Source organism: Psychrobacillus vulpis (assembly GCF_006861825.1).
Lineage (GTDB): Bacteria > Bacillota > Bacilli > Bacillales_A > Planococcaceae > Psychrobacillus > Psychrobacillus vulpis.
On record NZ_VDGI01000049.1, the window covers coordinates 1 to 3,350 of the forward strand.

Sequence of the window (3,350 nt, forward strand, 5' to 3'; positions counted from 1 at the left end):
ATCCAGCGAAAGCTGTCAAGTACGTTCTTTACTTGACTGGTTTCGCTGGATGCAGGACGCTTCATGAATGGATGCCGTTCTGAAACGGACTTAACTTTTTTGTGTCCAAGATATTGACGTAGATCCAGAGATTTAAAAGAAAAGGCATTAGGTGTATAAGATATGAGTTTTTACCGATTGGAGAAAGGGATAAGTTTGCTCTGACTAATGATGAAATAACCCCTGACTACCCTTATGCTACACACTGGCTGATTGAGGCGTTTCTTTGGGAGGATTCTTCTCAAATAAGGATTTTTCCTTGTTCAAAATATGGTGGTACTACAAGTATCTTACCAGTTAAAATGATTATATTTAGTGATAAAAATGTTGAACAGATTTTAAATACATTTAAAAAAGTAGTTGAAGATATGAAGAGTGATAGGTTTTGGGATTCCATTTATTAAACATAGTTCAATGCTAAATTCGTTATTGACCTAACGCAGCAGTTTAGTTGAAGAAGGAGTATTATCTCGATTTCTAGAATAAATAGAATATGAACGAAAGCCTGATTTATCCAAAGCAATTTAGTAGAAAAAGATGTGAATTATAGTTCGCGGAGAGATAAAGGGGGAACTTCTAATGACCTGTTTTACTAATGAGGATGTTAGGGATGATATTTTTGAAGCTATAACTATTATATTAGGGTTTAATATTCTAGATTTTTCTCAAATTGAATTAGGTTATATGAATTTGAAATGGAAAATAAAAACCGAAATAGGAGGTTTATTTGTTAAACAATATAATAAAACTCGCTATCCTGAACAAATGGAGTTATGGTGAATTAATTTAATAACTGTTCTTGCAGAGAATTTTATGTCATTAATTAGTTTGCAACAAGAAATGATAAATTAATTTTTTGATTATGCCTATTTGATTATAATTAGGAGAGTGTTTATTTTGAATGAAAAAACATATCTAAATATAGAAGAGATTATTTCATTACCAACCTTATCAGGTACAAACATAAGTGATGATGGCAAAAACGTAGCATTTGTCAAGAAGACAGCTAACTGGAAAGACAATAAATATAGGAATCATGTATGGATATATGAAAAAGATAAGGGGCAGTGTTACCCATTAACAACTAGGGACATAGATAGTACATACCCATTATGGTCTCCAGATTCTAGAGATATCGCATACCTTAGCCCAGTTGGTGACGGGGATAATAAGAAAAATCAGATCTTTGTTAAGTCAATAGATAGTTATAGTGGGGTTCAAATTACTGATGAGAAAGAAGGGGTCAGTAAATTCAAATGGGAGCCTACTGGCAAGGGTTTTTATTATGTTGCACACTCAAAAGAATCTGAGGCGATAAAGAAACGTAAGGAACTATATGGAGATTTCCATCATATAGGTAAGGAATACCAAAATAATTGTTTATATTACATTGAAATAGAAAAAGTGATACAAAATGATAAATATGAACGCCCAGGAAATTCTGATAGTGCTGGTAAGGATAAAGATGAACACGAAAATAGCGTTGTTTATCAACTAACTGATGGTAAGGATTTTCATATCCATGAATTTGATATTTCAAATGATGGGAAAAAGGTTGTATTTATGGCTACACCAAGCCCAAATATGGGAGATTATATTAATGGAGATCTATACATACTAGATATTAAAGCTAGAGAGCTACAAAAGATGAATATAGACAAGTTGTTGGGAGGGAGCGTTTGTTTTTCTCCTGAAGGCAGCGAAATATGTTACTCAGCAAGCATAATGGAGAAGGATTACTATAAGACCCATATACAAGACAGTACACTAGAGATATATGATATTAATAATGGAGAGCGAATTCAACCTTTAACAGATTTTGATAGTACGGTTATTCCATTACGGTGGACAGCTAAAGGAATTTTAATTAGATGGCAGAATAAAACTAATTATCTTATTGGGTTGTTATCTGAGAATGGCACTGTGGAAATGTTAAGCGAAAAAGTAGATAGCTTTATAATGGATGCTTCTATAACAAGGGATGGAAATCATATATCCTATAATAAGGCTATAACAAATGAAACCTTTGAAATCTATTTAGACGATAAAAAAATAACGAATGAAAATAGCTTTTTCAAAGGAAAGCTTAAAAGTAACAGGGAAATAATCTCATGGCAAAGTAGTGATGGTCTTGAAATAGAGGGAGTTTTATCAACCCCAGTAGAGTTTGACACAAATAAAAAGTATCCCTTATTAGTGGTAATCCATGGTGGACCGGCTTGGGCATCCTTTCCAATATTTTCAGACTGTTTTAATGAGAAATATCCGATTGAACAGTTTATCGAAAAAGGCTATATAGTTTTAGAACCAAACTACAGGGGAAGTTCTGGTTATGGTAATAAATTCTTAAAAGCAAACTATAGAAAACTGGGAATTGCTGACTACGATGATGTTATATCTGGAGTGGATAAACTAGTTGACAAAGGGATTGCAGATAAAGATAGGGTAGGAGTTATGGGATGGAGCAACGGGGGATATATATCAGCTTTCTGTTCTACATTTAGTAGTAGATTTAAAGCTATATCAGTTGGAGGTGGAATTACTAATTGGAGTACCCATTATGTAAATACAGATATACCTTACTTTATTAGGATGTATTTAGGAAATAATCCATGGAATGATCCAGAGATATATACTAAAACATCACCAATGACATATATTAAATCAGCCTGTACTCCCACTTTAATCCAACATGGCGAAATGGATGCAAGGATTCCAACTCCAAATGCATATGAGCTATATCAAGGATTAAGGGATATGGAAGTTGATACAGAATTAATTATTTTTAAAGGAATGGCATATAGTCCTGACCAGCCAGGAATTAATGTGGCTATTATGAAGCAGAATTTGATGTGGTTTTCCCACTATATTCTTGGAGAAAGTATGAAAGATTTTAGGGTTTTATGATTAATAAATAGATATCCTCACAGGATACATAAGGGTGAAACAGTCTTCATGAGGATGCTTCTGTCTTATTTATCCTGTGATTGTAGCTCTATGATTTCCATTAATTTCCTGTATAATACTCTAGCAACTACATTGACTTACAATTTTATAGCAACGTTATGGAACTTCCTTGTTCAACTAACGGGTGCTTGTGCGGCCGAGCTTAGGTCGTATCATATAGCGGGTGGGATTCCCGCCGAGAAAGAACTAGCCATTCACTCGTAGCGAGTCTTGGAGTGCTACTGGTAACATTAGCCTTTAAGCGTAGACAGTTAGGTGGCGGGCCGAAAGCCAACTGGTTGAAGGGATTGAGCTCCATAATGTTAGTAAAACGAGAGGGCTGATGCTTTAAGCACGGCAGAAAG

The 3,350-nt window shown here is 34.4% G+C and carries 2 protein-coding genes; both read left to right on the forward strand.

Annotated features, from left to right (window positions below; genetic code table 11):
* The first annotated feature begins 618 nt into the window (after positions 1-618).
* The gene (locus tag FG384_RS19325) at positions 619-819 is read left to right on the forward strand and encodes a hypothetical protein (protein ID WP_142644319.1); all 201 of its coding nucleotides are present in this window, start codon (positions 619-621) and stop codon (positions 817-819) included.
* A gap of 108 nt (positions 820-927) precedes the next feature.
* Positions 928-2,946, forward strand: coding sequence for a S9 family peptidase (locus FG384_RS19330; protein ID WP_420849986.1), 2,019 nt, complete (start codon positions 928-930; stop codon positions 2,944-2,946).
* Positions 2,947-3,350: the final 404 nt, after the last annotated feature.

Excerpts from the sequence above, each read along its gene's own strand:
- FG384_RS19325 (WP_142644319.1), top strand. The coding sequence starts at position 619 with ATGACCTGTTTTACTAATGAGGATGTTAGGGATGATATTTTTGAAGCT.